The organism is Micromonospora sp. NPDC049044, from assembly GCF_040649215.1.
GTDB lineage: Bacteria > Actinomycetota > Actinomycetes > Mycobacteriales > Micromonosporaceae > Micromonospora.
Genome location: NZ_JBEZFA010000033.1, coordinates 23,526 through 48,542, shown reverse-complemented (window position 1 = coordinate 48,542; position 25,017 = coordinate 23,526). Strand labels below are relative to the sequence as shown.

Genomic DNA, 25,017 nt, shown 5'->3' with positions numbered 1-25,017 from the left:
TCAGCGCGGGGGGGTTAGGCCTCGGGGGCGCAGGCTGGTGGGGAGCACGATTGTTGACGGCGGGGTGTCGTCGTCGCCGGCGATCCGTTGGAACAACCGCTCGGTGGCGACCCGCGCCAGCTCCCGGGTGTCGTAGGCGACGACGGTCAGCGGCCGGGGCATCAGGTGGGACAGCTCGAAGTCGTCGAAGCCGACAAGCGCGGCGGTGCTGCCCCGGCGGTGCAGCTCCTGAAGCGCGCCGACGGTGAGCCGGTTGTTGGCGCAGAAGAACGCCGTCGGCGGGTCCGCCCGGTCCAGCAGCGCGGCGACCGCCCGCCCGGCCTCCTCGGGCGCGATGAGCCGCTCGCAGACAAGCGACTCGTCAGGTGCGACCCCGGCCGCGGCCAGTGCCGCCCGCGCCCCCGCCAACCGCTCGCGCATCGTGGACACGCTCGGCGCACCGAGCAGCATGCCCACCCGGCGGTGCCCCTCGTCGAGCAACGCGCCGACAGCGGCGTGGCTGCCGCCCCGGTTGTCCAACAGCACGGCGTCGGCGTGCAGCCCCTGCGGCGGCCGGTCCAGGAACACCACAGGCATCCCCAGCTCGACCTCACGCCGCAGGAACGAGTGGTCCAGGCCCGCCGGCACCACAAGCAGCCCGTCGACCCGGCGCTGGGTGAAGTCCTGGAGCAGGGCGCGTTCCCGCTCCGGGTCCTCCTCCGACGAGGCGGTGATCAGCATCGTGCCGTGGGCGGCGGCGATCTCGGCGGCGACGCTGGCGATCGTCGCGTAGAACGGGTTCGCGATCTCCTCGATGAGCAGCCCGACTGTCGCGTTGAGCTGCCGGGAGCGCAGGTTGCGGGCGATGTCGTTGCGCCGGAAGCCCAGCTCGGCGATGGCGGCCAGCACCCGGCCGACCAGCTCCTGACCCACCGGCTCGTCGTTCACCACCCGGGAAACCGTCTTCAGGCTCACCCCGGCGTGCCGGGCCACGTCGACCATTGTCGGGCGCCGACGCGTCGTCGGCCGGGCCGGAGTCTGGGTCACGGATGGTCCTCCACGGCGGGCACCGGTCAGCGGTCGAGGGCAGCGAGCGCGTCGACCGCCTTCCGGGCGGCGACGAGCACCGGATCCCACACCGGCGCGTACGGCGGAGCGTAGCCCAGGTCCAGTGACGTCATATCGTCCACCGTCATGCCGTTCCAGAGTGCCACGGCCAGTGTGTCGATCCGTTTGGCCGCCTCGGACCAACCGACGATCTGCGCGCCGAGCAGCCGGCCGCTGGGCCGCTCCGCGATCAACTTGACGGTCATCGGCCGGGCACCGGGGTAGTAGCCGGCCCGGCTCGTCGACTCGGCGATCACCGACACGAAGTCGAAGCCGGCCAGGGTGGCCTCCCGCTCCCGCAGGCCGGTACGCCCCACCTCCAGGTCGCAGACCTTGGTCACGGCAGTGCCGATCACGCCGGCGAAGGTGGCGTACCCGCCGCCGATGTTGATCCCCGCCGCGCGGCCCTGCTTGTTGGCGTGCGTGCCCAGCGGCACGTGCACCGGCATCCCGCTGACCCGGTGCAACGTCTCCACGCAGTCGCCCGCCGCCCAGACGCCGGACAGCCCGGCCACCCGCATCCGACGATCCACCCGGATCCCGCCGGTCGGCCCGATCGGGAAACCGGCAGCCTCGGCGAGCGCGGTGTTCGGGCGTACTCCCAGGCCCAGGACCACGACGTCGGTCGGGATCGGCCCCTCGGCCGTGACCACCGCGGACACCCGGCCGTCCCGCTGCTCCAGGCCGGTCACCGACAGGCCGGTGCGGATCGTCACCCCCAGGCCACGCATCGCCTCGGCGACCAGCTCGGCCATGTCGCCGTCGACTGTCGCCATGGGCTGGGCGCCCGCCTCGACAAGGGTCACCGACAGGCCCCGCTGGATCAACGCCTCGGCCATCTCGACGCCGATGTAGCCGCCACCGACCACCACGGCCCGGCGCGGCCGGGGCTCACCTTCCAGCCAGTCGCGCAGCGCCGCACCGTCGTCGAGAGTCTGCATGCCGAACACGCCGCCCGCGTCGGTGGCCGCCCAGGGCGGCTGCTTCGGCACCGCGCCGGTGGCGTACATCAGGTCGTCGAAGTGCTCGCGGACCTCGCCGCCGCCCTCCAGGTCCCGGGCGACCACCTCGCGGCGGTCCAGGTCGATGGAGGTGACCTCGTGGCGCAGCCGGACGTCCATCGCGTATTTCGTCCGGAACGTCTCCGGGTCGCGGGCGATCAACACCTCCGGGTCGGGCACCAGACCACTGATCCAGTACGGGATGCCGCACGCCGAGTAGGAGGTGAAGTGACCCCGATCGAAGACCAGGATCTCCAGGTCGTCGCTGTCGCGGCGGCGTCGGGCCTGCGACGCCGCCGACATGCCGGCGGCGTCCCCACCGATGACGATCAACCGTTGCGCCACAGGCTCATCCTGCCACGGTGATCAGCCACGGGTCTGTCGTGCGACGTCCCGCACCACGTCGGTGAGGCGGCCGGTGCGCTCGAACACCGCGCGCTGCCGGGCCGCTCCGCTGCCGTGTCGGCGCAACCCGCCCAGCAGATCGGTCACCTCGGCCCAGTCGCCGTGCTGCTCAAGCGCCGGCCGTAGCCGCTCGACGAACCGGTCCAGCAGCTCCCAGGCCGGGCGCAGCTCGCCGGTGGTGACATCGACGGCGTCGCCCTCCAAGCCGTCGTGTGCGGCCCGCCAGTGCGCGCCGACCAGCAGGTGGTGGTCGGTCCGCAACGCCGGCCGGTCGGCCTCGACATCCGCCATCGCGGTGGCCACCAGGGCCCGGACCAGGGCGGCGACAAGCACCGCGTCGTCCACCGACGGGCAGACGTCACCGATCCGCAGCTCCACCGTCGGGTACTTCGCCGACAGCCGGGCGTACCAGTAGAGCATCCCCTCGTCGAGCATCACCCCACTGGAGATCAACTGTCGGATCAGCCGCTGGTAGTGCTCGTGCGACTCCAGAAACGGCGTCGGCGCCACCGAGGGCCAGCGCTCCCACTCCACCGAGCGCCAACTCGCGTAGCCGGTGTCCTCACCCCCGGCGAACGGGGAGTTGGTGGTCACCGCGTGCAGCATCGGCAGCCAGGGGCGGACGTGGTTGAGGACCTGCACACCGGTGTCCGGATCGGGGACACCGACGTGCACGTGCATGCCGTTGTTACCGGGACCGGGGACGAGCAGCCGGAACCGCTCGATCATCCGGTCGAAGCGGGGCTTGTCCACCACCGGTGGCACCGGACCGTCCACCGGACCCGTGCCGATGGCGAGCAGTCGTACGCCGGCCCGCTCGGCGGCGTCGGACAGAGCCCGACGCAGCACGCCGAGGGAGTGCCGGATCGACGACAACTCCAGCCCAGGTGGGCTGCCGATCTCGATCTGACTGGTCTGGAACTCCCGCTCCACCTGCCCGCGAAGTTCGGCCGGCACCTGCTCCATCACCAGGTCGACGGCCGGGACCGCGGCCCCGGTGTGCGGGTCGACGAGCAGGAACTCCTCCTCGACACCCACGGTGAGCAATCCGGTCGCCGCAGCCATCTCGCCGGGCGCCTCCGCCACCTGACCGGTCATCGACCCCACCGTCCGTTCCTGCCGCCGCGGTCCATCCGCATCGGTCCGTCGTCTGGTTACCCAACGTGGTGGCACCGGGAAACGTGGCGTGCTCGGGCACCCTGGCGGTTTCGCCGGGGCGACGTGACAACGGGTCCTATGCTGGGCCCGTGCCGGTGCCACTGGGGTTTGTCGGGGTCGCGTGGGTTACCGCGTTCGCCCAGCTCACCCTGCTCGCTGCCCGGCCGACCGACCTGCTCGCGAATGCCGCGCTGACCGCCCTGGTGCTGCTCGCCGTGGGGCTCGCGGCGCGGGTGCTCGGCAGGTCCGGCACGCCCGGCCCCGGGCCGCGGTGGGCTGGGCTGCGGGCCCGGTCCCGTGGACGGCGAGTGCCCCGGCAGCTCGACCCGGACGCCCCCGGTCGCCCTCGTCCCCGTGCCCCGGGACACCCCTCGGCCGCGTAGCGCCACGCCGCCGCGCGGCCGATCCCGCCGTCACCGGTTCCCCCGTCGAGCGGACGCCGCCCGGGGAGGACCTCACCGGAATCGGACCGAGGGGTTGTCCATGCTTGCCTTCGCACCACTGCACGACGTTGTCGGCGTTGCCGGCACGGCCCTGTCCTGGCTCACCGACCTGCTCGAACCGCTGGCCGGCGGAACGGCGACCGCCGCCGCCATCGTGCTGTTCACCATCGCCGTCCGGCTGCTGATCTCGCCGCTCACCGTCGCGCAGGTCCGCGGCGAGCGGCGCCGCGCGGCGCTCGCCCCGCAGGTGCGGGACCTCCAGCAGCGGTACGCCGACGACCCGGCGAAGCTCCAGCGCGAGGTGTTCGGGTTGTACCGGGAGGCCGGCGCGAACCCGATCGCCGGCTGCCTGCCGCTGCTGCTCCAGGCGCCGTTCCTGCTGGTGCTGTACCGACTGTTCACCACGAACGAGGGCGGCACCAGGCTGCTCGACGAGCGGCTCGTCGGGGTGCCGCTGGGCCACCATCTCAGCGACGGGGTGGCCGGGGCGGCCGGCCCGCTCTTCGCCGTGCTGCTGGCCGTGCTGCTCGCGGTGGCCTGGTGGTCGTCGCGACGGGCACGGCGGGCGTCGGCGGCCGTCGGCACGGTGGCCGGTACGCCCACCGAGGGGCCGGGGGCGGCCGTGCTCGCCCGGCTGCTGCCCCTGCTGCCGTTCGCGACGGTGCTGGTGGCGCTGGTGCTGCCGCTCGCCGCGGTCATCTACCTGACGACCACGAGCCTGTGGTCGGCGGCCGAGCAGGCGGTGCTGCGCCGGCCACAGGCGACGCCTGCGCCAGCCGACAGGTAGCGGTTCAACGACCGGCGGTCACCGACCGCCGGTCGTCGTGCTCCCGGCGTCGACGGACCTTACGGACCACCCAGGTGACCACCATGACGACGAAGACCGCGACGATCGCGTAGTTGAACCAGTCGCTGTAGCGCGCCACGTCCTGCCAACGGCTTCCCAGCGCGTACCCGGCACCGACGATGAGACCGTTCCAGAGGCCGCTACCGATGGTGGTGAGCAGGATGAACTCGCCGAGCGGCATCCGGTTGGCCCCGGCCGGTACGGAGACCAGGCTGCGGACCACCGGCACCACCCGGCCGAACAGCACCGCCCACCGGCCGTGCCGCTCGAACCACCTGTCGGCCTTCTCCAGGTCGTCCCTGTCGACAAGCGGGATGTGGTCCAGCCACCGCTTCAGTCGCTCCTCGCCGAGTGCCGCGCCGAGCCAGTACAGCACCAACGCGCCGACAAGCGAACCGACAGTCGCGGCCAGGCCCACGAGCAGGACGTTGAACTGACCCTCGTGGGCCAGGAAACCGGCGAGCGCCAACACGATCTCGCTGGGGATCGGCGGGACGATGCTCTCCAACGCCACAAGCAGCGCCACGCCCACCGGGCCCATCGCCTCGATCACGGCGGCCACCCACCCGGTCAGACCGGTGAACTGGGACGGGTCGCCGCTCTGGGCGTACGCCATTGTCGTCCTTCCGCGTCGGTGCTCGGGATCGTACGGTCATACCCCCCGGAGCAGTCGTTACACCTCCGGGTGCAGCGCGGTGTCCGCCGGCCCCTGCCGCCAGCCGGTGAACACCACTGTCAGGCCGGCGCGCGACGGCGCGCAGCAGAACGGGCCGGCCACCGCCTCGGCCGCCGGGTCCAGTGGGGCGAGCCGGACCAGCCGCCACGGTTCGTCGTCGGCGCGGGCGCGGACGGTAAGCGCGTCACCGGCCCGGCTGACCCGGACGGTCACCTCCCGGCCCGACCACTGCGGCACCGGCGCCACCGACCAGTCGGAGAACTCGCGGGTCACCACCGCGCCGAGCTGCGGCTCGCCGTCGCTGAGCTCGACGCCGGCCTTGGTCCAGGTTCGTTCGTCGACCCGGACTAGCGCGCCGGCCTGGTCGAACTGCGCAGCGAAGTCGAGCCGGAAACTCACCTCCATGGCGGTGCCGACCGGCAGCGGTGCCAGCAGCGCCGGGCCGTCGTCGTGGACGAAGCCGTAGCTGGTCTGCCGCCAGAGGTCGCTCTCCGCCGCCGGTTCGACGACGAGGTGGTTGGCCGGGCCCTGCTCGACGCGTACCGGTGGGTGCAGCCAGCTGCCCGCGGACCAGTCCAGCGGCTCGCTCGGCGGTACGAGGTCGTTTTCCATGACCGGCACGATAACCAAGGGTTTGCCGCGGTGATCGATCGGAGATGTTCCTCCGGCATGGGTGACCGTTGGTATTCCGAAGCCGTCGTCTACTGCCTCGACATCGACACGTACGCCGACTCCGACGGCGACGGGGTCGGTGACATCCGGGGGCTGATCGGGAGACTCGACTATCTGGCCCGGCTCGGGGTGACCTGCCTGTGGCTGCACCCGATCCACCCGTCGCCCAACCGCGACGACGGCTACGACGTCACCGACTTCTACAACGTCGACCCGCGCTTCGGCACCCTCGGCGACTTCGCCGAGCTGCTGCACCAGGCCCAGAACCGGGGCATCCGGGTGATCATCGACCTGGTGGTCAACCACACCTCCGACGAGCACCCGTGGTTCCAGTCCGCCCGCTCGTCGCCGGACTCGCCGTACCGGGACTGGTTCGTCTGGTCCGACACCGAGCCGGACGACCGGCACCAGGGCATGGTCTTCCCCGGCGAGCAGAAGGAGACCTGGAGCTACGACCGGACCGCCAAGGCGTGGTTCTACCACCGGTTCTACAAGTTCCAGCCGGACCTCAACTTCGCCAACCCGCAGGTCCGGGCCGAGGTCAAGAAGATCATGTCGTTCTGGCTCCAGCTCGGGGTCTCCGGCTTCCGGATGGACGCGGTGCCGTTCATCATCGAGCTGACCGAGCCGGGCAACCCGAACTCGCCGAAGGACTTCGAGTTCCTCTCCGACCTGCGCCAGCACGTGCAGTGGCGGCGCGGCGACGCCGTCCTGCTGGCCGAGGCCAACGTCGAGCCCGATGCGCTCCCGACGTTCTTCGGCGACGGCAGCGGTTCCGGCAACCGGATCCACATGCTCTTCGACTTCATGCTCAACGGCCGGCTCATTCTCGCCCTGGCCCGCCAGGACCCGGAGTCGCTCATCGAGGCGTTGCGCGACACCCCGAAGCTGCCCGTCGGCGGGCAGTGGGCCACCTTCCTGCGCAACCACGACGAGATCGACCTGTCCCGGTTGACGACCGAACAACGCAACCAGGTGTACGAGCAGTTCGGCCCGGACGAGAACATGCGCATCTACGACCGGGGCATCCGTCGCCGGCTCGCCCCGATGCTCGGCAACGACCGGCGGCGCATCGAGCTGGCGTACGCGCTGCAGTTCTCCATGCGCGGCACGCCGGTGCTGCGCTACGGCGAGGAGATCGGGATGGGCGAGGACCTGTCGCTGCACGGCCGGGATGCGATCCGTACCCCGATGCAGTGGTCGTACCAGCCGAACGCCGGCTTCTCCACCGCCGACCCGGAGAAGCTGGTCCGCCCGGTGATCGACAAGGGTGAGTTCGGCTACCAGAACGTCAACGTCACCGCCCAGCGCGGCGACCCGAAGTCGCTGCTGGCCTGGTTCGAGCGCATGATCCGTACCCTGCGGGAGGCCCCCGAGATCGGCTCCGGCTCGACCACCCACATCGACGTGGCGATGCCGGCCGGGGTGCTGGCGCACCGGGCCGACGGGCCGACCGGGACGATGGTCTTCGTGCACAACCTGGGCACCGACGACGTCGAGGTGGACCTGAGCAGTCTCGAACCGGAGGCCGACATGCCTATCGACGTGCTCACCGACCGCGGCTACGGCGAGTTGGGCAAGCTCGGCGCGGTGAAGGTTTCCGGGCACGGATACCGGTGGATTCGCCTATGCCGGGGTCGGGGGTTCTGACGTTAAGCTCCTCCGATCGACCCCACGTTACCGGGAGGTAATCATGTCGGAGGAGCCCCGCGTCGCCATCGTCACCGGAGCCGCGCGCGGCATCGGCGCGGCCACCGCCCGGCGGTTGGCCGCCGACGGAATGGCCGTCGCCGTGGTCGACATCGAGGAGGCCGCCACCAAGGAGACGGTGGACGCCATCGCCGGTGCGGGCGGCCGGGCGCTCGGGGTGGGCGCCGACGTGTCCGACCGGGACCAGGTCGAGGCCGCCGTCGAGCGGGTCGCCGCCGAACTGGGCGCGCCCACGGTGCTTGTCAACAACGCCGGTGTGCTCCGCGACAACCTGCTGTTCAAGATGACGAACGCCGACTGGGACACGGTGATGGGGGTGCACCTGCGCGGCGCGTTCCTGTTCAGCCAGGCCGCCCAGAAGCACATGGTGGACCGCAAGTGGGGGCGGATCGTCAACCTGTCCAGCACCTCCGCGCTGGGCAACCGGGGGCAGGCGAACTACGCCGCCGCCAAGGCCGGCCTCCAGGGCTTCACCAAGACGCTCGCCATCGAGCTGGGGCCGTTCGGGGTGACAGTCAACGCGGTCGCGCCCGGGTTCATCGTCACCGACATGACAGCGGCCACCGCCGCCCGGATGAAGGTCGACTTCGAGGACTTCAAGAAGCACGCGGCGGCCGAGATCCCGGTGCGTCGCCCCGGGTTCCCGGAGGACGTCGCGCACACCATCTCGTTCCTGACCAGCGAGGGTGCCGGGTTCGTCTCCGGTCAGGTCATCTACGTCGCCGGCGGCCCACGGGACTGACGCGCGCCCTCGTCACGCGGCCCGGCCGGTCAGGCCGGGTCGCGGCGGGTGCGCCAGAGCCAGATCAGGCCGAGCACCGGCAACACCAGCGGGATGTAGCCGTACCCGCTGCCGAACTGCGACCAGACCGTCTCGTCCGGGAAGAGTTCCTTGTCGACAAGGCTCAGGACGCCGACCGCGACCACCCCGACCAGCTCCACCGAGCAGCACGCCAGCGCGACCCGTCGGCCGGTGTGCCCGGCGCGGGCCAACCCCACCGCCGCCACGATGTAGATGAGCGCGGCCACCCCGGAGAGCAGGTACGCCACCGGCGCCTCGTCGAACTTGGTGGCGATCTGCAGCCCCGCCCGACTCGTGGCCGCGATGGCGAAGAGCAGGTAGACCGCGATCAGCAGCCGACCGGGGCCGGAGTTCGTACGCCGGGGGGCCGGCTCTGTCTCAACCACCGAGCATCTCCCAGGTCTGCTGCAACCGGACCACCACCACCGGGGTCACCAGGCAGACCGCGCAGACGATCGCCGAGCCCCAGCGGGTCGGTTCCATCCGGGCCAGCACCCAGGCCAACGGTGGCAGGCACACAAGCGTGACCAGGTAGCCGAAGAAGGCGCCGGGCTCGCCGGGCCGGTCCCCGCCGCCGACCGCGACCAGGGCCAGCACGCTCAACACCAGCAACGCCAGTTCGAGTACGGCCAGACCGACGAACTGCACCCGGTCCGGTGGCCGGTGGCGTACCGCCGCCACCAGCGCCCACACCGCCACGAGCAGGGACAGCACGATCGGCACTGTCGCGACGATCCCATCCACCGGCGAGTTGGCGCCCACGCTGGTCACCGGCACCACCCGGTCGTTGCCTCGGTCACCGGCACAGCCTACTAACCGTCGTAGTAAACGGGTGCTCTGCCTCTCCGCGTGTGACGCGCGCCGGCTGCCGCTGTCCGCGGAGGCGTCAGTCGCCTGCTCGCATCCAGTAGACGGAGACGGCACTCAACGGATCCGGCCCGTCGTTGCGAATCCGGTGCGGCACCCTGCTGTCGAACGCCACGACGTCGCCGGCCCGCAACACGGCCGTCTGGTCGCCGAACGTCACGGTGCCGGTTCCGGACACGATGATCCACACCTCGCGGGACCGGTGGACATCGAGGTCGTTGGAGGTGTGCGGGGCGACCGACCAACGAGCGAGCTCGAACGGCGCGGGGTCCGTCGCCGGAAACGGCAGCAGCGCACTGTGCACGGGGCCGCCCTCGGTGAAGTCGTACCAGTGTTCAAACGTCGCGACACCGCTGGTCATCGCCGGATTCGTGGTTGGCATGCGTCGAGACTCCCTCGCCGCACCGGGGGTGTCTGGCGGCATTCGGACCTGACGTTGCGGCGGGCCCGGAACGGCGGTGAGCTGCTTCGATTGGTCCAACCCGCCGCCGTCGTGACCACCGGGGCGACTAGCGTGGATCAGGCCCGTGGCGTTGCCGCGGTGCGGGAAAAAACGGCGGAGGTACACGTGCTGCGATTCGGCTTGTTCGGCACCGGTCACTGGGCGATCGAGACGCACGGGAAGGCGTTGCACGCCCATCCGGACGCGGAGTTGGTCGGGGTGTGGGGCCGCAACCCGGAGCGGGCCTCCGCGCTGGCCGAGCGGTACGGCGTGCCGGCGTACGCCGACGTCGACGCGCTGATCGAGCAGTGCGAGGCGGTCGCTGTCGCGCTGCCGCCGGACGTCCAGGCCGACATCGCGGTCCGGGCCGCCTCGGCCGGGCGGCACCTGCTGCTGGACAAGCCGCTGGCGCTCAGCGTGGAGGACGCCGACCGGGTGGTGGCCGCCGCCGACGAGTCCGGGGTCGCCTCGGTCGTCTTCTTCACCCAACGGTTCCAGCCGAACGTGACAGCGTTCCTCGCCGCCACCGCTGCCGCCGGCGGTTGGCAGCACGGTCGGACCACCGCGTTCGCCTCGATCTTCCAGGACGGCAGCCCGTACGGCGGCTCGTTGTGGCGTCGGGAGCACGGTGCGCTCTGGGACATCGCCCCGCACGCGCTGTCCATTCTCCTGCCGGTGCTGGGCCGGGTGACCCAGGTGGCGGCGATGGACGGGCCGAACGGCATGGTGCACCTGCTGCTCACCCACGAGGGCGGCGCCACGAGCAGCGCCTCGCTCGCCCTGGACGCCCCGCCGGAGTCGATGGCCAGGGAGTTCGTGTTCTACGGCGAGAACGGCATCGAGACCGTCCCGTTCGGCGAGAACGACGCCGCCACGGCGTTCGGCGTCGCGATCGACCAGCTCGTCGAGCAGGTCCGGGCCGGCACCCGCGACCACCGCTGTGACGTGCACTTCGGCCGTGAGATCGTCGGCATCCTCGCCGCCGCCGAAACCGCCCGAACCGAATCCCGCACAATTCCCCTCCCCTGACCCCCGGCCCCCTTAGACCCTGGTGATCATGAAGTTAGCGCCGTCCGGCCCGGCGTGTCGCGCCGCTAACTTCATGATCACCGAGGTCAGGTGGGGGTGGTCAGGGCGGCGTTCAACTCGTCGGGGGAGTTGAACTGCTCCGGCGGTAGGGCCTGCAACATCTGCAACAGGGCGGTGCTGGCCCCGTTCTCCTGGCCCCAGCGGACCAGGTCCTCTCGGGAGACCGGGTAGTCGAGCCCGGCCAGGTACTCCTGCAACTGAACGCCGGTGACGGTCATGTCGGCCGGCTACCCGCTCGCGGTGGACGTACACCGTCCTGGCCGGTGCCTGAGACGGTCCGGCGGTCGGCGTGTCGGCCCGCGACGCGCCCACGGTTTGTGCCAGCGGCGGTCGGGTAGCCGCTTGCATGCTGGTTCAGCGGCTCGGCGCGCCGAGCGACTTCGACCCGTTGCTGGAACGCGTCCGGGACGCCCGGGTGGTGATGATCGGCGAGTCCACCCACGGCAGCTACGACTACTACCGGCTGCGGGAGCAGCTCACCCGCCGCTTGATCGCGGAGTGCGGCTTCTCCTTCGTCGCCGTGGAGGGCGACTGGCCCGACTGTGACCGGGTGCACCGGTCGGTGACCGCCGCACCCGACGGCGCGCTCCAGCCACAGCTCGCCCTCGACCAGTTCGAGCGGTGGCCGACCTGGATGTGGGCCAACGCCGAGGTGGCCCGGTTCGCCAACTGGTTGCGGGCCTGGAATCTGGAGCGGCCGGAGGAACGACGCGCCGGGTTCCACGGGCTCGACGTGTACAGCCTCTGGGAGTCGATGCAGGCGATCTTCGACTACCTGGGGGAGGAGGACCCGAAGTCGCTTGAGGCGGCGCAGGACGCGTACCGCTGCTTCGAGCCGTACGGCAAGCGGGTCGAGGAGTACGGCGCGGCGTCCAGGTTCGTCTCCGCCCGGTGCGAGGAGGAGGTGGTCCGGCTGCTCGCCCGGACCCGCGAGCATGCCCTCTCCGACGGGCCGGATCGCTTCTCGGCCTGGCAGAACGCCGAGGTGGTGGCCGGCGCGGAACGGTACTACCGGGCGATGGTCGCCGGCGGGCCCGACTCGTGGAACATCCGGGACACCCACATGCAGGACACCCTGGACCGGCTGCTCGACCGGTACGGCCCGGACGCCCGGGGCATCGTCTGGGCCCACAACACGCACGTCGGGGATGCGCGGGCCACCGACATGGCCGCGGACGGGATGGTCAACATTGGTCAGTTGGCCCGGGAACGGCACGGCGACGACGCGGTGGCGCTGATCGGCTTCGGCAGCTACCGGGGCACGGTGATCGCCGCCCCCCGGTGGGGCTCACCGCCGGAGCCGATGGTCGTACCACCGGCTCGGGAGGGCTCCGTTGAGCGGCGGCTGCACGAGCTGATGCCGGACCGGGCTGTGCTGATCTTCGGCGGTGACGACCAGCCGGGCTGGGTGACCGACACGGTGGACCACCGGGCGATCGGGGTCGTCTACGACCCGTCCTTCGAGTCCTGGGGCAACTACGTGCCGACGCGGCTGGGCGACAGGTACGACGCCTTCATCTGGTGCGACGAGACGAGCGCGCTGCACCCGCTGCCGGTGCCGGCCACCCCGGGCGAGATGGAAACGTACCCGGCCGGGGTCTGACCGCATCGGCCCGCGCCGATCATGGAGTTGTGGTGCCGGACCAACGCCCCGGGCCGGGGCAATCCGGACACCACAACTCCATGATCGACCGGGTGGGCCTCAGACCCGCGTGGGGCTCCGGTCCTCCAGGTGCTCGCGCAGGCCCTCGCCCTCGATGTCCACGTTGGGCAGGGCGCGGTTGAGCCAGCGGGGGAGCCACCAGGCACGGTCGCCGAGCAGGGACATCACCGCCGGCACGATGGTCATCCGGACCACGAACGCGTCGATGGCCACGCCGATGGCGAGCGCGAAGCCCATCGACTTGATGATCGGGTCGTCGAGGAACACGAAGCCGCCGAAGACGGACATCATGATCAGCGCGGCGGCGGTGACCACCCGGGCACCGTGGCCCATGCCGCTGATCGTGGCTTCACGCGCGGTGTCGCCGTGGACGAAGTCCTCCCGCATCCGGGAGACCAGGAACACCTCGTAGTCCATGGCCAGCCCGAACAGGATGCCGATCAGCAGGATGGGCAGGAAGCTGACCAGCGGGGCCGGCGTGTCCAGGCCGACCAGGTCGGCGAGGTGACCCTGCTGGAAGATCGCCACCGTGATGCCGAACGTGGCGGCCACGGTGAGCAGGAAGCCCAGCGCCGCCTTGAGCGGCACCAGCAGCGAGCGGAACACCAGCATCAGCAGCAGCACCGACAGCCCGACGACCAGCAGCAGGTAGATCGGCAGCGCGTCCGAGAGCTTCTCCGAGACGTCGATACCGACCGCTGTGGCACCGGTGAGCAGCACCTCGACGCCCTTGACCCCGCCGACCGCGTCGCGCACGTCGTGCACCAGGGTCTCGGTGGCCTCGTCGGTCGGGCCGGTCTTCGGAATCACGCCGAGCAGGGCGGTCTTACCGTCCGGGCTCAGCTGCGGCGGCGCCACGGCCAGGACGTTCTCGGTGCGCTGGATCATCGCGGTCACCTGCGGCACGGCAGCCGCTGTCGCCTGCGCGTCGTCGCCCGCGACGACCACCGCGAGTCGGCCGGTGAAGCCCGGACCGAAGCCCTCGGTGGTGAGGTCGCTCGCCACCCGGGCCGGTGAGCCCTCCGTCGCCGTGCTGGCGTCCGGCAGGGCCAGCCGCATGTCCGGCGTGGGCAGCGCGAGCAGCCCCAGGCCGAGCAACGAGACCAGGATGACCGGCACCCGGAAGCGGGTGACGAACCGCGCCCAGCGGAAGCCGAACCCGGAGCGGTCCTCGGCCGGCAGCGTCTCTTCGCCCACGGGCTCGCCCGGGGCGGCGGCGGCAACCGTGGAACGCAGCCGGCGCGGCAGTACCCGGTTGCCGGCGAAGCCGAGCAGTGCCGGCTGGAGGGTGATCGCGACGAGCACGGCGATCGTGACGGTGCCGGCGGCGGCGAGACCCATCACGGTGAGGAACGGAATGTTCACCACGGCCAGCCCGGCGAGGGCGATGACCACTGTGGCGCCCGCGAAGACCACTGCGGAACCGGCGGTGCCCACCGCGCGGCCGACCGCCTCCTCCGGGGACAGGCCTTCGAGCAGGTTCTGTCGGTGCCGGGAGGTGATGAACAACGAGTAGTCGATGCCGACGGCGAGGCCGAGCATCAGCGCCAGGATCGGCGCGGTGCTGGTCAACTCGATGACGCCGCTCAGCGCGAACAGACCGGCCATGCCGACGCCCACGCCGATCAGCGCGTTGAGCATTGTCATTCCGGCGGCGACCAGTGAACCGAACGTGATGATCAGGACGATCGCGGCAACCAGTACGCCGATCGCCTCGGTCGAACCGATCTCCGGCTCACCACCGAGCACCTCGCCGCCCGGGGCAACCTGCCAGCCCTTCGCCTCGACGGAAGCGCCGACCTCCTCGTACGCGGTGCGCTGCTCGTCGGTCACCTCGTCGCCGCCGGTCGCGAACTGGACCTGGACCAGCGCGTACCGGCCGTTGGGCGAGACCGCGCCGACCTGGAACGGGTTGACCGCGCCGACCACGCCGGGCAGTGTCGAGGCCTCCTGGACCAGCTCCTGCACCACGGCCTGCCCCTCGGGGGTGGCCAATTGACCGTCGGCCGGTGCCTTGACCGCGATGGTGCCGGTGGCGCCGCTGGCCGCGGGGAACTGCTCGCTGAGCAGGTCGAGCGCGCGCTGGCTCTCGGTACCGGGCATTGTGAAGTTGCTCGCCGTCGGGCCGCGCAGGGTCGCCGCGGCCAGGCCGGCGACGACGAGTACGACGAGCCAGAGCGCGACGACGAGCCGTCGCCGGCGCAACGCGCCCCGGCCGAGCCGGTAGAGCAGGGTGGCCATCAGGAGTCCTTGTCCTCGGTCGTGGGTTGTTGGGGCAGGGCTGCGTCGACGGGTTCGACGGCCCGCCGGACCAGGGTGAGCAGGGCGGATCGCAGGTCGTCGTCGGCGATGTCGGCGAACTCGCCGCACGCCTCGGAGATCCCGGCGAGCAGCACCAGTGCGGCGATCCGCGCGCCGGGCCGTTCGGAGTGCCCGGCCAACGCGTCCCGCAGCCGGTCGGAGATCTGCTGGATGTGCGCGAAGGCCGGCTGGCACAGCAGTTCCGGGAACTCGCCGCGCAGCACGGCGATCTCCCGCCGGAACCGGACCGCGAGGTCGACGAAGCCCTGTGCGGCGACCTCCTGGGCGGCTGAGCCGGTCAGGCCGGTGAGTCGGTCGTCGAGGTCCCGCAGTACGCCGATCGCCGGAGCCATCAGCTCGGCGAGCAGGGCTTCCTTGTTGGCGAAGTGGTAGAGCACCGTGGCCTTGGAGCAACCGACCTCACGGGCGATGTCCTGCAGGGAGGTGCCCCGGTAGCCGGTCACCGTGAACTGCCGAGCCGCCGCGGCGAGAATCTCACCGTGCGTGTCGGACACCGCTCTGACCATGGCCGGTCCACCTCCCGCAACCAGCATGCCTGACCGATCGGTCAGACCCTGACCGATCGGTCAGAGGGAAGCGGTGGCGTTCACCACACCACTGTCGGGTTTATCCGGCGTGCTCGGCGTCGTACCTGGTCCGCGCCTCGGCGATGGCGCGTCGGTGCCGCTCGGCCCAAGCGGTCAGCGCCACCAGCGACTCGTAGAGCTCCAGCGCCATCGGGGTCGCGGTGTACTCGACCTTGGGCGGAACTGTCGGATAGACGGTGCGGTGCAGCAGGCCGTCGCGCTCCAGGTTGCGCAGCGTCAGGGTGAGCATCCGGCGACTGATCCCCTCGATGTGCCGCTCCAGCTCGGTGAAGCGCACCGGACCGTGCGAGGCGGCCACCAGGATGCTGATGCTCCACTTGCCGCCGACCCGGTCGAGCACCTCCCGGACGGTGCAGGCCCGAGCCTGCCCGGGGGTGAACGGGATGTTCTCGGCCGCGCAGGCCACCTCGGCCGCTACCAGCGCGGACACATCGCTGTTCCCCTGGGACATCAGAGTGCCTCCTTCCGCTCCGGTTCATGGTCACAGACCATGGCCTCGGTAACAAACCGTGCACCAAGGAGGAGTTTCATGGAACGGGTCGTCCCCTCCCGCTGGCCCGCGCTGCTCGTGCTCTGCGCCGGCAGCCTGATGATCATTCTGGACGGCACCGTCGTGGCGGTGGCACTGCCGGCCGTCCAACGCGATCTGGGCTTCACCGCCGCCGGCCTGGCCTGGGTGGTCAACGCGTACCTTGTCGCGTTCGGCGGGCTGCTGCTGCTCGCCGGCCGACTCGGCGACCTGCTCGGCCGGCGGACGGTCTTCCTGGCCGGCGTCGCGCTGTTCACGGTGGCCTCGCTTGCCTGCGCGCTCGCCACCGGCCCGACGTTGCTCGTCGCCGCCCGCTTCGGTCAGGGTGTCGGTGGAGCGCTGGCCATGGCGGTAAGCCTTGGCATGATCGTCCGGCTGTACCCCGAACCCGCCGAACGGGCCCGGGCGATCGCCGTGTTCAGCTTCACCGGCGCGGCCGGCGCGTCGGTCGGCACCGTCGCCGGCGGAGTGCTCACCGAGGCGGCCGGATGGCGGGCGATCTTCCTGGTCAACCTGCCGATCGGGGCGGCCATCCTGCTCGCGGCCATCCGCCGGCTCCCGGCCGAACGGGGCAGCGGCCTGCGGGCCGGCCTGGACCTGCCCGGCGCGCTGCTCGTCACCGCCGGCCTGATGGCCGCCGTGCTGGGCATCGTGGGCACCGGCGAACACGGCTGGACCAGTCCGCGTACCCTCGGCGCCCTCGCCCTCGCGGCGCTGCTGCTCGGCGCGTTCGTGCTGCGCCAACGGACGGCGGCGACCCCGCTGGTGCCGGCCCGGGTGCTGCGCGTCCCGGGTCTGGTGGCGGCGAACGCCGTGCAGTTCCTCATGGTCTGCGCGTACTTCGGCTTCCAGTTCCTGCTCGCCGTGGAGCTGCAACTGGTGCACGGCCTGGACGCCGCCGCTACCGGCTGGGCCTTCCTGCCCACCCCGGTGGTGATCGCGGTGGTGTCGCTCGGCCTGGCCGGTCGGCTGATCGCCGGCTGGGGCGCCCGGACCGTGCTGCTGACCGGGCTCGGCTTCGCCGTCGTCGGCTTCCTGCTGCTCGCCCGGTTGCCCGCCGACGGGGCCTACCTCACCGCAGTGCTCCCGGCGATGCTGATCTTCGGTATGGCCGGCGGCCTGACCCTGCCGGCCGTCACCACACTGGCCATGGTCGGTGCTACCGACACGGACGCCGGGCTCGCCTCCGGTCTGGCCAACACCACCCAGCAGGTGGGTGGGGCGGTCGGCCTGGCCGCGCTGGCCACCCTGGCCGCCGCCCGCAGCGACGGGCTGCGGGCCGCCGGCTGGGCTGAGAGCGCCGCGCTCGCCGGTGGCTACCGGACCGCGTTCGCCGTGGCCGCCGGTCTGGTGGTCGCCGCCTGGCTGGTGGCGCTCACCACCCTGCCCGGACGGCCAACCACCCTGCCCGGACGCCCGACCGGACCGTTGTCGACGGCCGATCCGTCGGGTCCGGCCGCGGTGGGCGCCGAAGTCGATCCGTACCGAAGCGCCGCGTCCGGTTGACCGACGGCACCGGGGCCGGGAGGGTGGTCGGGTGAGTGAGGCCGACGAAACCCGGGACGGCGTGGCCCTGACCAACCTGGACCAGCCGCTGTCCGACCGCGACGACGCGACGAAGCGAGACCTGGTCGACTACCTCGACGCCGTCAGCGGGCGGATCCTTCCCCAGTTGCGGGACCGCCCGCTGTCGGTGATCCGGGTCCGCCCCGGCCAGCCGCCCTTCATGCAGAAGAACCTGCCTCGCTACACCCCGGACTGGGTGCGCCGGGTGCCGGTGTGGGCGGAGGCGTCGCACCGGGAGATCTCGTACGCCCTCTGCGACGACCGGCGCACCCTGCTCTGGTTCGCCAACCAGCGGGCTGTGGAGTACCACCCGACGCTGGCCACCACCGCCGACCTGCACCGTCCGACGCACCTGGTGATCGACCTGGACCCGCCGGAGGGTGACGGCTTCCGGGCGGCTGTCGAGGCGGCCCTGCTGGTCCGCCAGGCACTCGCCGACGCCGGCCTGGCCGGTGCGGTCAAGACCAGCGGCGCCAAGGGGGTGCACGTCTTCGTCCCGGTCGCCGACGGACCCGGCGCGGAGGAGTTGGCCGCCGCCACCCGGGCGCTCGCGGTTCGCGCCGAGCGGCTCGACCCGGCGCTGGCCACCACCGCGTACATCAAGGAGGACCGGGGTGGCCGGGTCTTCGTGGACGCCACCCGCGCGGGTGGCGCGACGGTGGTGGCGACGTACAGCCCTCGGCTGCGCCCCGGGATGCCGGTCTCCTTCCCGGTCGACTGGGCCGACCTGACCGAGGTGACCCCTGCCGACTTCACCATCCGGACCGCGCCGTCGCTGCTCGGCGACGGTGATCCGTGGGCCGCGCTGATGCCGGCGCCGCAGCCGCTCCCGGCCGACCTGGTCGCCGAGGGCCGGACCATCCCGGTGGCCCGGGTGCAGGCCATGCACGAAGGGAGGCGCCGGGCCCGCGCCCGCCGCGAGGCCGGCTGACCAGGCTCCCCGGCCCCCGCCCGGGCCCGGCGACCGGCTGGTTGTCGGTGGGTTGTGGCACGATTTCCCAGGTGAGCACCAAAGCCGATGCGACCCAGCGCCTCGCCGACCTGGCGCGGCTGCGCCGGGTCCGCGACCGGATCGACAGGGAATACGCGCAGCCGCTCGACGTCGAGGCGCTCGCCCGGGGCGCGCACATGTCGGCCGGGCACCTCAGCCGGGAGTTCCGCCTCGCCTACGGCGAATCTCCCTACAGCTACCTGATGACCCGGCGCATCGAGCGGGCGATGGCTCTGCTGCGTCGTGGCGACCTCAGCGTCACCGCTGTCTGTTTCGCGGTCGGCTGTTCGTCGTTGGGCACCTTCAGCACCCGCTTCACCGAGCTGGTCGGCGTGCCACCGAGCGTCTACCGACGGCAGGTGGGGCAGGCGACGGCGGGAATGCCGTCGTGCGTGGAGAAGCAGGTGACCAGACCGATCAGGAATCGAGAAGCGCAGGTCACCGAAGCGCAACTAGCGTGACGGCCATGGACATCACCATTCACTCAAGCTTCCTTCCGCACACCGACCCGGAGGCCTCGCTGGCCTTCTACCGCGACATCCTCGGCTTCGAGGTCCGCCTCGACGTCGGGTACGAGGGGATGCGGTGGATCACGGTCGGGCCGGTGGGCCAGCCCAGCACCGCCATCGTCCTGCACCCGCCGGCCGCCAATCCCGGCATCACCGACGACGAGCGGCAGACCATCCTCGAGCTGATGGCCAAGGGCAGCTACTTCGGCGTCAACCTGGCCACCACCGACCTGGACGCCACCTTCGACAAGCTGGCGGCCAGCGACGCCGAGGTCGTCCAGGAGCCGACCGAGCAGCCGTACGGCGTACGCGACTGTGCCTTCCGGGACCCGGCGGGCAATATGATCCGCATCCAGCAAGTGCGCTGAGCCGTCCGGCCCGACAGATGGAGACACGATGAGCACGGCCCCCCAGCCGTCCGCGCCGCACGTTGCCGACAGCCACGACCTGATCCGCGTGCAGGGCGCACGCGTCAACAACCTCAGGGATGTCAGCGTCGAGATCCCGAAGCGGCGGCTGACGGTGTTCACCGGTGTCTCCGGCTCCGGCAAGAGCTCGCTGGTGTTCGGCACCATCGCCGCCGAGTCGCAGCGGATGATCAACGAGACGTACAGCGCGTTCGTGCAGGGCTTCATGCCGACGCTGGCACGGCCCGACGTCGACCTGCTGGACGGCCTGACCACGGCGATCATCGTGGACCAGGAGCGGATGGGGGCCAACGCCCGGTCCACAGTGGGCACCGCCACCGACGCCAACGCGATGCTGCGCATCCTGTTCAGCCGCCTCGCGCAGCCGCAGATCGGCTCGCCCAACGCGTACTCCTTCAACGTCCCGTCGGTGAAGGCCACCGGTGCGATCACGGTCGAGCGGGGTGCCGGCAGGACGAAGACCGAGAAGGCGACGTTCACCCGGCTCGGCGGGATGTGCCCGCGCTGCGAGGGCATGGGGTCGGTCACCGACATCGACCTGTCGGCGCTCTACGACGACAGCCGCTCGCTGAACGAGGGCGCGATCACGATCCCGGGTTACAGCATGGAGGGTTGGTACGGCCGGATCTTCCGCGGCTGCGGCTACTTCGACCCGGACAAGCCGATCGCCAAGTACACCAAGCGGGAGCAGCACGACCTGCTGTACCGGGAGCCCACCAAGATCAAGGTCGACGGGATCAACCTGACGTACTCCGGGCTGATCCCGTCGATCCAGAAGTCCTTCCTCGCCAAGGACATCGACGCGTTGCAGCCGCACATCCGCGCCTTCGTGGAGCGGGCGGTGACCTTCACGACCTGCCCCGACTGCGCCGGCACCCGGCTCGGCCCGGAGGCCCGGTCGTCGAAGATCAAGGGAAAGAACATCGCCGACGCCTGTGCGATGCAGATAAGTGATCTCGCCGCCTGGGTCCGGGAGATCGAGGACCCGTCGGTGGCCCCGCTGCTGGCGGGGCTGCAACACCTCCTCGACTCGTTCGAGGCGATCGGGCTGGGTTACCTCTCGCTCGACCGGCCGTCGGGCACCCTCTCCGGTGGCGAGGCGCAGCGCACCAAGATGATCCGCCACCTCGGCTCCTCACTCACCGACGTCACCTACGTCTTCGACGAGCCGACGATCGGGCTGCACCCGCACGACATCCAGCGGATGAACAAGCTTCTGCTCCAACTGCGCGACAAGGGCAACACGGTCCTGGTCGTGGAGCACAAGCCGGAGGCCATCGCCATCGCCGACCACGTCGTCGACCTCGGGCCCGGCGCCGGCACGGACGGCGGCACCGTCTGCTACGAGGGCGACCTGGAGGGTCTGCGGGCCAGCGGCACCAGCACCGGTCGCCACCTGGACGACCGGGCCGCTCTCAAGCAGACGGTACGCACACCCACCGGCAAACTGGAGATCCGCGGCGCGACCGCCAACAACCTCCAGGACGTGAATGTCGACGTACCGCTCGGGGTGCTCGTCGTCGTCACAGGTGTCGCCGGGTCCGGCAAGAGTTCACTCGTACGCGGGTCGATCCCCGCCGGTGCCGGCGTGGTGTCGATCGACCAGGGCGCGATCCGTGGCTCGCGGCGCAGCAACCCGGCCACGTACACCGGGTTGCTCGACCCGATCCGCAAGGCGTTCGCGAAGGCCAACGGGGTGAAGCCGGCGCTGTTCAGCGCCAACTCCGAGGGCGCCTGCCCGAGCTGCAACGGCGCCGGTGTCATCTACACCGACCTGGGGATGATGGCCGGTGTCGCCGCCCCCTGCGAGGACTGCGAGGGCAGGCGGTTCCAGGCGTCGGTGCTGGAATACCGCTTCGGCGGTCGCGACATCAGCGAGGTGCTCGCCATGTCGGTGACCGAGGCCGAGAAGTTCTTCGGTGCCGGCGAGGCGCGTACGCCAGCCGCGCACGCCATCCTCGACCGGCTCGCCGACGTCGGGCTCGGCTACCTCAGCCTGGGCCAACCGCTCACCACCCTGTCCGGCGGCGAGCGGCAGCGCCTCAAGCTGGCCACCCACATGGCCGAGAAGGGCGGCGTCTACGTCCTCGACGAGCCGACCACCGGCCTGCACCTGGCCGACGTCGAGCAACTGCTCGGGCTGCTCGACCGCCTCGTCGACGCCGGCAAGTCGGTGATCGTCATCGAGCACCACCAGGCGGTCATGGCCCACGCCGACTGGATCATCGACCTCGGTCCCGGGGCCGGCCACGACGGAGGCCGGATCGTCTTCGAAGGCACCCCCGCCGACCTCGTCGCCGGTCGCTCCACCCTCACCGGCGAACACCTGGCGGCGTACGTCAGCAACTGAGAGCGTTCTTCCCTGGACAGGAGGAATGATCGATCAAGGGCTGTCCTCATGATCAGCCGGCTCGGTGCCACCGCCTCGCAGGTTGAAGCTAGTCGGGGTCGGCGCAGAGTTGGGAGGTCAAGGTGGTGCGGGCCCACTCTTCCCACCTGTCCGGCGACCAGTCGCGGTCGCGGACGAAGATCAGGTACAGCTCCGGGCTGAGCAGGCCGAACAGCAGGTCCGCCGCCACCTCGACGGAGAGGCCGGGGCGGGTGTCGGGCTTTTCGGTCAGGGCCTTGGCCGCCGCGTACTGCACCGTGTAACGCGGGTCGGGGCCGTCCGGCCACTGTGCGGCGATCTCCGGGTCGGTGGCTGCGGCGGCCGCGATCAGCGGCATGATCGGGGCGACTCGGCCCAGGACCTCGCCGGTGCCGTGGACGTGCGCGCGTAGTTGCCCAGCCGCGGTGGGTTCGGCGCACGCGGCGCGAAACCACTCACGATCCATTGTGGCGACCGGCTCGCTGTCCCCGGCGATGGACGTGTCGACGACGGCCTTGAAGAGGCTGCGCTTGTTGTGGAAGACGAAGTAGACCGTCTGGACGGCCACGCCCGCCCGGTCCGCGACCTCCTGCAGGCTCGTCGCCCCGTAACCCTGCGCGACGAACAGCTCGCGAGCCGCGTCGACGACCTTGTCCCGGGTGCGGCGTGAGCGTTCGGCTCGCTTGTCCGGCCGCTTGACCTTGTCCATGTTGCGAGTCTACATCTAGAGTATGTAACTAGAGTTCCACTCTAAACTCTTGGAGGAGACGATGGACCAGCCAAACGCCACCCGGAAGCCGGAGCCGGACCTGGCCCCAACGCAGCGAGACGTGGCGGAGGAGGAGGCCGTCCGCCACGCACTGGAAAGCTATTACGGCACCGGCAAGCCGCCGTGGGACACCGGCGTGACGCCGCCCGAGCTGGTCGATCTGGTCGAAGGACACGGCGCGCTGGCGCCCGGCCGCGCCCTCGAACTCGGCTGCGGCACCGGAACCAACGCCACCTACCTCGCTCGGCACGGCTGGGAGGTGGCGGCCGTCGACCTGATCGACAGCGCCGTCGACCTGGCCCGGGAGAAGGCTGCGGCGGCGGGAGTCTCGGTACGACTGCTACACGGAGACGCCACCCGCCTCGACGAACTGGACGTGCCGGGCCCCTTCGACCTGTTCTTCGACCTGAGCTGCTACTGCGGGGTCCCGCTGCACCGCCGCGACGCCTACGCCGCCGGGCTCACGCACCGCGCTGCGCCCGGCGCCCGGCTGCTGATGTTCGGGTACGGCCCCGAACCACTCGGCAGTTCGACCACCGAGATCACGTCGTGGGTGGCGGGCGTCACCGCCGACGAACTCCGCGCCAGGTTTCTCGGCTGGGAACTCGTCGACGTGACGCCGGGCACCAACTCGGTGCCGACCTTCTGGTTCACGCTGCACCGCCGCTGACGGCCGGACAACTCCTCATCGGGTCGGCTGGCCGACCTGTCGTCGATCCACGCCCGCCGACAGTGCGCCGCGCGTTCCGCCTCCAGGTGCCACCACCGGCGGCAGCGCCGCCGCCATGCGCTCGCGGAAGTCGGCATCGCTTGCGGTACGGCCGGTCGCCGCCCACTCCGTGTCCGGGACGGTTCCTGTCGTCTGCGGCAGCAACTCGCGGCGCAGCCGCTGTAGCGACTGAGCCGCCGCGCTGCTGTCCGTGGCGCCCGCCACGGAGACGGTGGCCAGGAAGGCTGGTTTCAGAGTGGGGCATGGCCCGAGTGTTCGTGCAAATGGTGCCCCCGGCAGGATTCGAACCTGCGCCCCCGCCTCCGGAGGGCGGTGCTCTATCCCCTGAGCTACGGGGGCTCAGCGACTGGAGAAGACTAGCAAACCTGCTCCGCGTACGCCGAATCGGTATCGGGTGAGCCGCTCGTGTCGGCAACCGGCCCACCCGGTGCTCAGGCCGCGACGACCCGCCCGCAGCTGGGCAGCGGGTGCAGGACGATGCGCCGGGGAAGCCGGCGTGGCCACTCGTTGCGCGGCCAGGAGCCGTCCACGATCAGATGCACGGTGCGCTGTTCCTCGCCGCTCAGCCGCAGCACGAAGTCGCGGGGGAGCGGCGGGTCCACGGTCGGTGTGGTGATCATGAAACGCACCCGGCCGCGGGACGAGACGGCGGAGATCACGTCCGCTGCCGGCATGGTGCCCCGCAGCCGGATCCGGCCGAGCCAGTAGACCTCCGCGAGGTGCTCCTGGGCGGCCCGGGTGATCGCCGGGTACTCGCTGCGGACCCAGCGTTCGACAGCGCTGACGCAGAGCCCACAGGCACGCTCGCGCGGCTCGCGCGGACCCAGTCCCCAGGCCCGCAGGTACGCCCCGACCGTCCCGGAGTCCAACGGCAGATCAAACCGGCGCTGGATGAGCGTGGTGAGGCTCTGCCTCGTCCACAGCTCCTCGTCCAGGCCGAACTCGTCGGGGTGGACGCCCCGCAGCGTGTCGATCAGCTCGAGTTCCTGTTCGCGGCTGAGCATTCCCGGCTCGCTCTGCCGCTGTCCGCGACGGACGGCTGCCACCGCCCCGTCACCGCCGATGGTGTGGCGTCGGCACCAGCTGGTGACCGAACGCCGTGCGTCTCTGAGTGCAACCCCCACGTCTTGGGCAACGAGCACGAATCGCAACTGGTCACGATATGTGGGGAGAAAACTCTCTAAGCAACGTAATCGCCCGTGCCTCGCGAAACTCCCCAAAGGGACATAACCCCGCGTAAGGGGTGCCTGCTCGCCAGCGCGCACCTTGATCGACTCGGATTCATGAAAGTCGCGGGGTCTTGCTGGCGCGGACAGCGCATTTTCACGAAGGTCGAGTCGATCACGGCTGCGCAGGG

Annotated in this window: 27 protein-coding genes and 1 tRNA gene; 12 read left to right on the top strand and 16 right to left on the bottom strand. The window is 71.1% G+C overall.

What is annotated here, in order from left to right; translation table 11 throughout:
- Genes AB0B85_RS24645 through AB0B85_RS24635 form a run of 3 tightly spaced genes read right to left on the bottom strand, consistent with a single transcriptional unit; the run spans nucleotide 1 to nucleotide 3,590 of the window.
- A complete protein-coding gene (locus AB0B85_RS24645; RefSeq protein WP_357411100.1) occupies nucleotides 1-1,026 on the bottom strand; it encodes a LacI family DNA-binding transcriptional regulator in 1,026 nt (341 codons plus the stop codon).
- Nucleotides 1,027-1,052: 26 nt separating this feature from the next.
- Complete coding sequence (locus AB0B85_RS24640; RefSeq protein WP_357411098.1) at nucleotides 1,053-2,432, bottom strand: FAD-dependent oxidoreductase; 1,380 nt, start codon at nucleotides 2,430-2,432, stop codon at nucleotides 1,053-1,055.
- A 21-nt stretch (nucleotides 2,433-2,453) separates the two neighbouring features.
- Nucleotides 2,454-3,590, bottom strand: a complete 1,137-nt coding sequence (locus AB0B85_RS24635) for a glutamate--cysteine ligase (RefSeq protein ID WP_357411096.1) — start codon at nucleotides 3,588-3,590, stop codon at nucleotides 2,454-2,456.
- 149 nt (nucleotides 3,591-3,739) lie between these two features.
- Here AB0B85_RS24635 and AB0B85_RS24630 point away from each other — a divergent pair, with 149 nt between their 5' ends.
- A complete protein-coding gene (locus tag AB0B85_RS24630; RefSeq protein ID WP_357411094.1) occupies nucleotides 3,740-4,033 on the top strand; it encodes a DUF6412 domain-containing protein in 294 nt (97 codons plus the stop codon).
- Nucleotides 4,034-4,133: 100 nt separating this feature from the next.
- A complete protein-coding gene (locus AB0B85_RS24625) occupies nucleotides 4,134-4,880 on the top strand; it encodes a membrane protein insertase YidC (protein ID WP_357411092.1) in 747 nt (248 codons plus the stop codon).
- Nucleotides 4,881-4,884: 4 nt separating this feature from the next.
- Here AB0B85_RS24625 and AB0B85_RS24620 read toward each other — a convergent pair whose 3' ends face one another.
- A complete protein-coding gene (locus tag AB0B85_RS24620; RefSeq protein ID WP_357411090.1) occupies nucleotides 4,885-5,556 on the bottom strand; it encodes a DedA family protein in 672 nt (223 codons plus the stop codon).
- A 57-nt stretch (nucleotides 5,557-5,613) separates the two neighbouring features.
- Nucleotides 5,614-6,228, bottom strand: a complete 615-nt coding sequence (locus tag AB0B85_RS24615; RefSeq protein ID WP_357411088.1) for a DUF1349 domain-containing protein — start codon at nucleotides 6,226-6,228, stop codon at nucleotides 5,614-5,616.
- Nucleotides 6,229-6,285: 57 nt separating this feature from the next.
- On the opposite strand from AB0B85_RS24615, the gene AB0B85_RS24610 reads away from it, so the two are divergent.
- Both AB0B85_RS24610 and fabG read left to right on the top strand, forming a co-directional pair.
- Nucleotides 6,286-7,938, top strand: coding sequence for an alpha-amylase family protein (locus AB0B85_RS24610; protein WP_357411175.1), 1,653 nt, complete (start codon nucleotides 6,286-6,288; stop codon nucleotides 7,936-7,938).
- A 43-nt stretch (nucleotides 7,939-7,981) separates the two neighbouring features.
- Entirely contained in the window at nucleotides 7,982-8,740 is a 759-nt protein-coding gene (gene fabG, locus AB0B85_RS24605; RefSeq protein WP_357411086.1) for a 3-oxoacyl-ACP reductase FabG, read from the top strand.
- A 29-nt stretch (nucleotides 8,741-8,769) separates the two neighbouring features.
- Here the strand turns inward: fabG and AB0B85_RS24600 are convergent, their stop codons facing one another.
- From AB0B85_RS24600 to AB0B85_RS24590, 3 genes are all read right to left on the bottom strand, one after another.
- The gene (locus tag AB0B85_RS24600) at nucleotides 8,770-9,186 is read right to left on the bottom strand and encodes a hypothetical protein (RefSeq protein ID WP_357411084.1); all 417 of its coding nucleotides are present in this window, start codon (nucleotides 9,184-9,186) and stop codon (nucleotides 8,770-8,772) included.
- Complete coding sequence (locus AB0B85_RS24595) at nucleotides 9,179-9,571, bottom strand: hypothetical protein (protein ID WP_357411082.1); 393 nt, start codon at nucleotides 9,569-9,571, stop codon at nucleotides 9,179-9,181. Before AB0B85_RS24595 ends, AB0B85_RS24600 begins: the two co-directional genes overlap by 8 nt.
- 115 nt (nucleotides 9,572-9,686) lie before the next feature.
- Nucleotides 9,687-10,049: a cupin domain-containing protein gene (locus AB0B85_RS24590; RefSeq protein ID WP_357411080.1), complete on the bottom strand. Its 363-nt coding sequence runs from the start codon at nucleotides 10,047-10,049 to the stop codon at nucleotides 9,687-9,689.
- A gap of 186 nt (nucleotides 10,050-10,235) precedes the next feature.
- On the opposite strand from AB0B85_RS24590, the gene AB0B85_RS24585 reads away from it, so the two are divergent.
- Nucleotides 10,236-11,138 carry a Gfo/Idh/MocA family oxidoreductase gene (locus tag AB0B85_RS24585; protein ID WP_357411078.1) on the top strand — a complete coding sequence of 301 codons (903 nt, stop codon included), beginning with the start codon at nucleotides 10,236-10,238 and terminating at the stop codon, nucleotides 11,136-11,138.
- An 86-nt stretch (nucleotides 11,139-11,224) separates the two neighbouring features.
- Here AB0B85_RS24585 and AB0B85_RS24580 read toward each other — a convergent pair whose 3' ends face one another.
- Nucleotides 11,225-11,416, bottom strand: a complete 192-nt coding sequence (locus tag AB0B85_RS24580; protein ID WP_357411076.1) for a DUF2795 domain-containing protein — start codon at nucleotides 11,414-11,416, stop codon at nucleotides 11,225-11,227.
- Between the two features lie 128 nt (nucleotides 11,417-11,544).
- On the opposite strand from AB0B85_RS24580, the gene AB0B85_RS24575 reads away from it, so the two are divergent.
- Nucleotides 11,545-12,801, top strand: a complete 1,257-nt coding sequence (locus AB0B85_RS24575) for an erythromycin esterase family protein (RefSeq protein ID WP_357411074.1) — start codon at nucleotides 11,545-11,547, stop codon at nucleotides 12,799-12,801.
- A gap of 99 nt (nucleotides 12,802-12,900) precedes the next feature.
- On the opposite strand, the gene AB0B85_RS24570 is transcribed toward AB0B85_RS24575, so the two are convergent.
- From AB0B85_RS24570 to AB0B85_RS24560, 3 genes are all read right to left on the bottom strand, one after another.
- Nucleotides 12,901-15,102 (bottom strand): MMPL family transporter, encoded by a 2,202-nt coding sequence (locus tag AB0B85_RS24570; protein WP_357411072.1) that lies wholly within the window; start codon nucleotides 15,100-15,102, stop codon nucleotides 12,901-12,903.
- Nucleotides 15,102-15,689 carry a TetR/AcrR family transcriptional regulator gene (locus AB0B85_RS24565; RefSeq protein WP_357411069.1) on the bottom strand — a complete coding sequence of 196 codons (588 nt, stop codon included), beginning with the start codon at nucleotides 15,687-15,689 and terminating at the stop codon, nucleotides 15,102-15,104. The genes AB0B85_RS24570 and AB0B85_RS24565 overlap by 1 nt, the downstream gene beginning before the upstream one ends.
- A gap of 100 nt (nucleotides 15,690-15,789) precedes the next feature.
- Nucleotides 15,790-16,224: a helix-turn-helix domain-containing protein gene (locus AB0B85_RS24560; RefSeq protein WP_357411174.1), complete on the bottom strand. Its 435-nt coding sequence runs from the start codon at nucleotides 16,222-16,224 to the stop codon at nucleotides 15,790-15,792.
- Nucleotides 16,225-16,299: 75 nt separating this feature from the next.
- Here AB0B85_RS24560 and AB0B85_RS24555 point away from each other — a divergent pair, with 75 nt between their 5' ends.
- From AB0B85_RS24555 to AB0B85_RS24535, 5 genes are all read left to right on the top strand, one after another.
- The gene (locus tag AB0B85_RS24555; protein ID WP_357411067.1) at nucleotides 16,300-17,805 is read left to right on the top strand and encodes an MFS transporter; all 1,506 of its coding nucleotides are present in this window, start codon (nucleotides 16,300-16,302) and stop codon (nucleotides 17,803-17,805) included.
- Between the two features lie 31 nt (nucleotides 17,806-17,836).
- A complete protein-coding gene (locus tag AB0B85_RS24550) occupies nucleotides 17,837-18,796 on the top strand; it encodes an ATP-dependent DNA ligase (RefSeq protein ID WP_357411065.1) in 960 nt (319 codons plus the stop codon).
- A gap of 71 nt (nucleotides 18,797-18,867) precedes the next feature.
- Nucleotides 18,868-19,317 (top strand): helix-turn-helix transcriptional regulator, encoded by a 450-nt coding sequence (locus AB0B85_RS24545; RefSeq protein ID WP_357411063.1) that lies wholly within the window; start codon nucleotides 18,868-18,870, stop codon nucleotides 19,315-19,317.
- Nucleotides 19,318-19,322: 5 nt separating this feature from the next.
- Nucleotides 19,323-19,733 (top strand): VOC family protein, encoded by a 411-nt coding sequence (locus AB0B85_RS24540; RefSeq protein WP_357411061.1) that lies wholly within the window; start codon nucleotides 19,323-19,325, stop codon nucleotides 19,731-19,733.
- A 28-nt stretch (nucleotides 19,734-19,761) separates the two neighbouring features.
- Entirely contained in the window at nucleotides 19,762-22,143 is a 2,382-nt protein-coding gene (locus AB0B85_RS24535) for an excinuclease ABC subunit UvrA (protein ID WP_357411059.1), read from the top strand.
- 88 nt (nucleotides 22,144-22,231) lie between these two features.
- Here the strand turns inward: AB0B85_RS24535 and AB0B85_RS24530 are convergent, their stop codons facing one another.
- The gene (locus AB0B85_RS24530) at nucleotides 22,232-22,870 is read right to left on the bottom strand and encodes a helix-turn-helix domain-containing protein (RefSeq protein ID WP_357411057.1); all 639 of its coding nucleotides are present in this window, start codon (nucleotides 22,868-22,870) and stop codon (nucleotides 22,232-22,234) included.
- Between the two features lie 61 nt (nucleotides 22,871-22,931).
- On the opposite strand from AB0B85_RS24530, the gene AB0B85_RS24525 reads away from it, so the two are divergent.
- Nucleotides 22,932-23,600: a class I SAM-dependent methyltransferase gene (locus AB0B85_RS24525; RefSeq protein WP_357411055.1), complete on the top strand. Its 669-nt coding sequence runs from the start codon at nucleotides 22,932-22,934 to the stop codon at nucleotides 23,598-23,600.
- A 15-nt stretch (nucleotides 23,601-23,615) separates the two neighbouring features.
- On the opposite strand, the gene AB0B85_RS24520 is transcribed toward AB0B85_RS24525, so the two are convergent.
- The 3 genes from AB0B85_RS24520 to AB0B85_RS24510 all read right to left on the bottom strand — a co-directional run bounded on the left by AB0B85_RS24520 (nucleotide 23,616) and on the right by AB0B85_RS24510 (nucleotide 24,784).
- Nucleotides 23,616-23,864 (bottom strand): hypothetical protein, encoded by a 249-nt coding sequence (locus AB0B85_RS24520; protein WP_357411053.1) that lies wholly within the window; start codon nucleotides 23,862-23,864, stop codon nucleotides 23,616-23,618.
- Nucleotides 23,865-23,924: 60 nt separating this feature from the next.
- Nucleotides 23,925-23,999 (bottom strand) — tRNA-Arg (locus tag AB0B85_RS24515).
- Nucleotides 24,000-24,091: 92 nt separating this feature from the next.
- On the bottom strand, nucleotides 24,092-24,784 hold the full coding sequence (locus AB0B85_RS24510; protein WP_357411171.1) for a winged helix-turn-helix domain-containing protein: 693 nt from the start codon (nucleotides 24,782-24,784) through the stop codon (nucleotides 24,092-24,094).
- Nucleotides 24,785-25,017 lie beyond the last annotated feature (233 nt).